The sequence below is a fragment of the Limnofasciculus baicalensis BBK-W-15 genome (assembly GCF_024178385.1).
GTDB classification, from domain to species: domain Bacteria; phylum Cyanobacteriota; class Cyanobacteriia; order Cyanobacteriales; family Coleofasciculaceae; genus Limnofasciculus; species Limnofasciculus baicalensis.
Window position 1 is genome coordinate 1 of sequence record NZ_JAMZMM010000317.1, and the last position, 7,286, is coordinate 7,286.

At 39.6% G+C, this 7,286-nt stretch carries 4 protein-coding genes; 3 read left to right on the plus strand and 1 reads right to left on the minus strand.

From position 1 onward, the window contains the following. Positions 1-40: 40 nt before the first annotated feature. The 3 genes from NJ959_RS23075 (at position 41) to NJ959_RS23085 (ending at position 3,282) form a co-directional block, all read left to right on the plus strand. Positions 41-1,987, plus strand: coding sequence for an adenylate/guanylate cyclase domain-containing protein (locus NJ959_RS23075; protein WP_254014092.1), 1,947 nt, complete (start codon positions 41-43; stop codon positions 1,985-1,987). Between the two features lie 109 nt (positions 1,988-2,096). Then, a complete protein-coding gene (locus tag NJ959_RS23080) occupies positions 2,097-2,717 on the plus strand; it encodes a hypothetical protein (RefSeq protein WP_254014093.1) in 621 nt (206 codons plus the stop codon). A 112-nt stretch (positions 2,718-2,829) separates the two neighbouring features. After that, the gene (locus tag NJ959_RS23085) at positions 2,830-3,282 is read left to right on the plus strand and encodes a hypothetical protein (RefSeq protein WP_254014094.1); all 453 of its coding nucleotides are present in this window, start codon (positions 2,830-2,832) and stop codon (positions 3,280-3,282) included. Between the two features lie 90 nt (positions 3,283-3,372). Here the strand turns inward: NJ959_RS23085 and bchH are convergent, their stop codons facing one another. Beyond that, positions 3,373-7,209, minus strand: coding sequence for a magnesium chelatase subunit H (gene bchH / locus NJ959_RS23090; RefSeq protein WP_254014095.1), 3,837 nt, complete (start codon positions 7,207-7,209; stop codon positions 3,373-3,375). Positions 7,210-7,286 lie beyond the last annotated feature (77 nt).

Consider the following 7,286-nt stretch of genomic DNA (forward strand, 5'->3'; position numbering starts at 1 on the left):
CAACTTCTCCAAATTGTTAAAAAAGTGGGTCTATCTTATTATGACACTGTTTAACCCGACAGATTGTTTGATTTTAGTGGTTGACGATCTTCACCAAAATCTCCAAGTTATGGGTAGAATCTTAGAGCTTACAGGCTACAAAACTAGTTTTGCTACCAATGGAAAGCAAGCCTTATCATCTGTCCATGCTATCCAGCCAGATCTAATTTTATTGGATTTAATGATGCCAGAGATGAACGGGTTAGAAGTTTGTGAAAAATTAAAAGAAAATTCATATTTCTGCCAAATTCCCATTATCTTCTTGACTGCTAGTAATGACAAAGCAGATCTGATCCAAGCCTTTAAAAAAGGAGCAGCAGATTATATCACTAAACCTTTTAAAGTAGCAGAAGTTCTAGCACGGGTAGAAAATCAACTGAGTTTGCGTTCTCTTCAAAAACAACTTCAACAACAGGCTGAGACACTTCAGGATGCTAACCAAAGACTGCAAACTGAAATAATGGAACGGCAGTTTATAGAAGAAAGATTGATGACTTATGAGAAAAGAATCCGTACTGTTTTTGAGGCAATACCAGATATTTCGATTATCATTCATATTCAAGATCGTAATATTGGAGACTTAGAGGTTTTGCCCACTCATTCAATTTGTTCTGATTTAGAAAATATCGAGCAATTAAATCAAACTATTGAGCAGTTCTTTCATGCTAAAACAGCTACAGTCTGGTTTGAGATTGCCGATCGAGCTTTAAAAACTAAAAATACTATTAATTATGAATATAGTTTAAATATTAACAACCAAAATAAATGGTTTACAGCGACAATTTCTCCATTTGAAGACAGTTCTGTAATTTTCGTAGCGAGGGATATCAGCGATGTCTATAACGAGCTTCGCTTACGCAAGCAGGCCGAAGAAGCGTTACAACTTGCAGAACAAAGCTATCGCAGTATAGTTGAAAATGCGATAGAAGGCATTTATCAATCGACTCCGGATGGACGATATATTAATGTTAATTCTGCTCTAGCTAGAATCTATGGTTATTCTTCTCGTGAAGCGTTGATGGAAAGCATAATAAATATAGATACACAATTATATGTCAACCAAAACCGTCGCAGTGAATTTCGTAGAGCAATAGAAATTAAGGGAGAAGTATCTGGATTTGAATCAATGATTTATTGCCAAGATCGCAGAACAATTTGGATTTCAGAAACAGTACGTGTCGTTCGAGATACCAATGGGAAAACTATTTACTACGAAGGGATTGTTTCTGATATCACTGAACGGAAAGTGGCACAAGAAGCACTGAAATTTCAACACGATCAAACGGAACTACTATTACTAAATATTTTACCACCATCTATTGCTGTTCGCCTGCAATCGGGAGAAAACCCCATTGCAGATCATATTGAAGAAGTCAGCGTATTATTCGCCGATTTAGTAGGATTTACTGAATTTTCCTCTTGTCAAACTCCCATAGAAATCGTGGTAATTCTCAATACTATTTTCTCTGATTTCGACCAATTAGCACAACATTATGGTTTAGAGAAAATCAAAACTATTGGTGATGCTTATATGGTTGTGGGAGGCTTACCAACATCTGAACCCACTACCCAAACAGAATCCGATTCAGGGCAAAGTATTGTAGATATCGCAGCGCGTACTGCAAAAATGGCACTTGATATGCAGCAGTCTATCATTAAGTTTAATAGTAAGTGGAAACAAACATTTCAGTTACGGATTGGGATTCATTGTGGTTCAGTTGTTGCAGGGGTGATTGGTATTAGTAAATTTAGCTACGATCTTTGGGGCGATACCGTCAATGTTGCATCGCGGATGGAATCAACTGGTTCGCCAGGAAAAATTCAAGTAACTGGTGCATTTTACGATCGTTTAAAGCACCACTTTGTCTTTGAACAACGCAGTGCAATTAGTGTAAAAGGGAAAGGTGAAATGCTCACCTACTGGCTCATCAGTAGCCTTGATGAATAGAGTTCAGAGAAGCTTTTAGGGTAAGATTTCGGTTGATCTTAAAAAAAAGCGGATAAATGCTATAATATCAACAGATAAGTTTCCCAATTTAGCTAGAGGTGTTATATTAATGGCTTTTACATCTTATAAACAAATTGGCGCTGTACTCAAAGAATATAATATTACGTCAATCAAGGAAAATTATATTGTTCCTGCAAATTTACCAATTAGAGATTACTTCAAAGAAGAATTAGAATATACCCTAACAGAGGTTGCCTTTGATGACTCAGAATATATTGTCTGTGAAACGTTGATTTATCCAATTTTGCGAGAAGTTTCAAAGTCGTATAAAGATAAATTTACCCTGTGGAGTCACAAATCAATCGAGTATGATGCCAAACTGTGCGGCACACCAGATTACATCTTGGCAAAGCGATCTCCATTAGGCATAGAAATTTTTGAAGAGCCTTTATTTGTAACAGTTGAAGCAAAAAAAGATGACTTCATCGAAGGATGGGGTCAAGGATTGGCGGAAATGGTTGCTGTCCAAAAAATCAACAATTTTTCAGATAGTCAAACCATTTTTGGGATTGTTTCTAATGGCAAGTTATGGGAATTTGGGAAACTAAAAGGGAATCTGTTTACCAAAAATATGAAATCCTACAGTATCTCAGAAATAGAGCAATTATTTGGAGCGTTAAATTACGTGTTTCAGCAAGCAGAGTTAGAGTTAGAAGCGATGGATGGGTGATGGATTATACGATACAGCCATTTTCAGAAAGGATGGGTAGAATAGATTGGCGATCGCGAAAGGAAGTTGTAGAATAGGCGATTTAGAGTCATCATGTACTAAGGTTATAACCATGAATATTAAACGTCTGATTCTACCTGCGATCGCGCTCCTTGGCATTACCGCATTCCAAATAGCTGCTACAGCGAGATCTTTAGATCCATCAGAAGCGGAAGTAGACGCTCAACTTCAAGCTGTAATTAAAGCCCAAGGCGATGAGGGCTATCAATTGGCATTCCCGCGCACCTTGGGTAAACTGGAAAGAGGGGTACAAGCGCCCAAGACAGTCTTTCTCAATGGAAATCGAGAGTATAGTTTTGTCGCGGTATGCAATCGGGATTGTAATGATGTAGACATAATCGTCAAAGATATGAATGGTACGGTAGTAGCCTCCGATGTGGCGAATTATGCGATCGCGATCGTGCCTTTTGTGCCAGGATCGGAAGGAAGATATGAGGTTAATGTGAAAATTAAAGGATGTTCAGTTAGAAATTGTGACTTCGGTTTGGGTGTATTTGTCAAGTGACAATGAAATGAATCTATACATATAGTGGGAATGGTGCGTTAGCTCTCGCCTAACGCACCCTACAGAGATATGGTTTGGGTAAGTTTGTTATTAACTCGTCACACCTTCCAATTCCTTATCAGTTAGATCGTACAACTCCCGCAACTTATTTAACTTCTCCTCACTAGCTTGCCAAAAACCCCGCCCATTTGCCTCCAACATCCGCCCTACCACATTACGAAATGCTTCGGGATTTGCCTCTCGTAACTTCTTCGCCATTTCTGAATCTAAGGCATAAGTATCAGCAGCTTGCTCGTACACCCAATCATCAGTAAAATCAGCCGTACCACCCCAACCAATTAAGGCTGTCATTCGTTGAGATATTTCATAAGCACCACCTGAGCCTTGATTTGCCATGGCATCTGCCCATTTGGGATTAAGTAACTTGGTGCGATATTCCAAACGGAGCAAATCTTCTAATTTACGAGGTGTGGTATCTTTCGAGAAACTTTCGACAAAACTAGCAGTAACTTTTTTACCCCGTTGTTTTTCTGCGGCTTTTTTCAAGCCACCTGTATTGGCGTAATATTCCTGAATATCGGTAATTCCATATTCCACTGAATCAATTTCTTGGACAATGGTGCTAGTTGTTTTCAGTAATTGGTTGAGAATATCTGGACGAGATTCACCTTTATCTTGTCTGCCATAACTAAAACTATTGCGACTTTGCCAGGTATTTCCTAAGTCATCTCCAGACTCCCAATTTCCATCAACAACTCGATCGTTTACTAGGGAACCAAAATCCCCAGCCGGGTTAGAAAATAATCGAGCTGAGGCATTCTTTACTCCTTGGGATTGCAATGCTAAAACATGTTTTCGGATGAAATTATGGTTTTCTGGTTCCTCTGCATCTGCGGCACGTTTAAACAAATCATCGATTAATTCAATAATATTGACAAAGCTATCGCGGAAAATACCTGATAGATTTGCTAACACATCTATCCGAGGATGCCCTACTTCTGCTAAAGGTTTCAACTCATAGCGAACAATCCTTCCCGTACCTTCTTTTACGGGTTCAGCTCCAACTAATTCTAAGAGAATTCCGAGAGATTCACCCTTAGTTTTAATCGCATCTAATCCCCATAACATTACCGCTACTGTTTCCGGATATTCACCATTTTCTTGTAGGTGTTGGGCAATAATTTTTTGGGCAATTTCTCTTCCTCTTTCATAAGCAGCAGGGGAAGGCATTCGGTAGGGATCTAAAGCATGAATATTTCTGCCTGTTGGTAAGACTCCTATGCCATCTCGTAATAAATCGCCTCCGGGTGCAGGGGGAATATATTCGCCATTTAATCCGCGTAATAGATTAGTTAATTCATCGGTGTTTTGCATTAATAATTTGGCAATAGAGGTGGCAACGGATGAGGTAGCGGATGTAACGGATGGGGTAGCAGATGTGTTATTGGTTATTCTGGAAACTTTACTATCTCTATACAACTTATCCGTTACATCCGTTGCCCCATCCGTTACATCATCCGCTGCCAAGTTTTCTCCAAAATAAGCTTCTAGATAAGATGCTAATTGTTCCTGATTCGGTGCTGCACCCAATATATGTAATCCTGATGAGAATAAGCGATTTTCTACAACTTGCAGGTATTCGTACAGTTTGACTAAATAGTCATTGAAAGCATGGGCGCTAAATAGCCTAGTATTTTCTGGTGTGAAGGGAATACCTAACTTTTTCGCATCTTCAAAGGGACAGTCTCTATCTAATCCTGTATCTAGTATCTTTTTACAGATAGCTTCTTTCAGGGCGTAATTCTTTTCGGTATCTTCTCGATATTCTGAGATTAAATCCCGCAGTACCATTAATTCTTTATACAATCCGGCGCGACTGTATGGCGGTACATTGTGAGAAATTAATACTCCATAACCTCGGCGTTTAGCTAGGATTGATTCTGAGGGATTATTGGCTGCATAGATATATAGATTTGGCATATCTCCTAACAGAATATCTGACCAAGAATAGCCAGTATTTCCTAGAGGAGAACCCGGCAACCATTCTACTGTGCCGTGCATTCCAAAGTGAACTACTGCATCAGATTTAAAATCATTTTGCAGCCATTTGTAGAAGGCTGCATATTGGGGATGGGGTGTCATATCTCGTTCAAACATTAGCCGCATCGGATCTCCATTGATACCGAGAGGTGGCTGTACTCCTATCCAAATATTTCCTAACTGAATACCCCCAATCTGGAATTCATCTCCGTAGGTTTTAATGCCAGTGCTTGTGAGGGATTGCCATTGTTTTTCGATGCGAGTAGTGAGGAGATAACCTAGCCATTTTTGTAAGGTTTTAACATTAACTATTGTTGGTTGTTGGTTATTGGTTGTTGGGGGTTGGTTGTTGGGTTTTGGGGGTTGGTTGACTATCTCATCGGCTTCTTTGACTCTGCGGATGATTTCTTCCCCATCTTCTGGTAAGTCGCCGACATGGTAACCTTGCTCTTTGAGGGCGTGGAGTAGTTTAAGGAGGGATTTTGGTACATTTAATAAGGCTGCTGTTCCTGTCGCTCCATATCCAGGTGGAAAGTTATATAAAATAATGGCTATTTTTCTTTCAGATGGTGGGGTTTTTCTGAGGTTAATCCAATTATTAATTCGCCCAGTTAGTCGCTTTACTCGTTCGGGAATTAAATATATATCTTCTCCTACTAAACCACCAAGAGGAATTGTATCAATGGCTCCATCTAATTCGGGTAAAGCATATAAAACAACACTTTGCAATCCCCCAATTCCTCGTCTTGTCCAAGAGTGGATATCTTGAATTAGTAGGGGTGCGGCAACAATATAAGGGATATTTTTTGCTGTGAGAATTTTTTTGGCAACATCTACTTGTCTTCCTCCTTCCATGGAGCCAGCGGGACCACCCACTAGGGGAAAGCCAATTGTGGAAACAATTGCGTCTACTTCTACTGCTTCTTTGGATAGGGATAGAGTTTCAATGTTACCTTTTTCTCGCTGTTGAGTTTCATAAGCAGTTGTCATCCAATCTCGCACGGCGACATGCCCTTCTACGCCGTTAATAAAGATGGGTAATGGGATTAATCCTGCTGATTCAAAATAGCGAATTAGTTTAGCAATATAAGGTTGTTTGGTGACAACGTGTTTGCGATAAAGTAAAATACCAACCACCTTGGCAACGGATTTATTAACGGATGTAATGGATGATGTATTAGTGATTTTTGTAACTAATTTATTTGGGGCTATCTGCTGCTGATACCAGGCTAAATATTGTTTCGGTGATTCAAAGTAACCATCATAATCTGGATGGAGTAATCCGATATTGGGGGTTTCTACTGGTGGGGGGATTTCTCCTACTTTTAATTCTAAATATTTCTCTGCTATTGTCCAAAACATTGATGCGACATTATCGGAGCCGCCAGCATTCCAGTATCCGTAAATAATTAGCCAGTTGCGCAAGTCTTGGACTTTTTGCACGGGAATGTATTTCAGGAGTTTTGGTCCCGTTTTCAAGAAGCTGATGTAGCCTGCTAATTTATCTTCTTCTCGCCCATTACTGAATTTATCGAGAATAAATTTAATGGGTTTGGGCATTCCTTTGGGGTTATCCCCAATTTTAAATGCACCGATTTGGGTTAAACTCATTAATTCTAGGGCAGACTCGAATACCAAGCGGATGGGGATGTGCTGCACTCTTGCTCGCAGCCACATTACTTGGTCATAATCGAAGAGTAAGCTACCAAAGAAGACTTGGGCATTTTTCAGGGCAGTTTCTACTTTATCTGGTTCCGTAGTCAGGGCGCGATCGCTAAATACTTGAATTTCTAACTCCAGACAGCGGGAAGTGGCTGACTCTGCTGCTTTTCGGTATAAATCAGCGTTAAATGATTCAAATCCGGCAATGAGTACAATGCGTTTCATGACTCAATCTCTTAAACTTTCTTTACATACTTCGATCTTAAATCCCTTTATCAGAAAATGGTGTAAAGGGGGTGTAG

Excerpts from the sequence above, each read along its gene's own strand:
- NJ959_RS23075 (WP_254014092.1), top strand. The coding sequence starts at position 41 with ATGACACTGTTTAACCCGACAGATTGTTTGATTTTAGTGGTTGACGAT.
- NJ959_RS23080 (WP_254014093.1), top strand. The coding sequence starts at position 2,097 with ATGGCTTTTACATCTTATAAACAAATTGGCGCTGTACTCAAAGAATAT.
- NJ959_RS23085 (WP_254014094.1), top strand. The coding sequence starts at position 2,830 with ATGAATATTAAACGTCTGATTCTACCTGCGATCGCGCTCCTTGGCATT.
- bchH (WP_254014095.1), bottom strand. The coding sequence starts at position 7,209 with ATGAAACGCATTGTACTCATTGCCGGATTTGAATCATTTAACGCTGAT.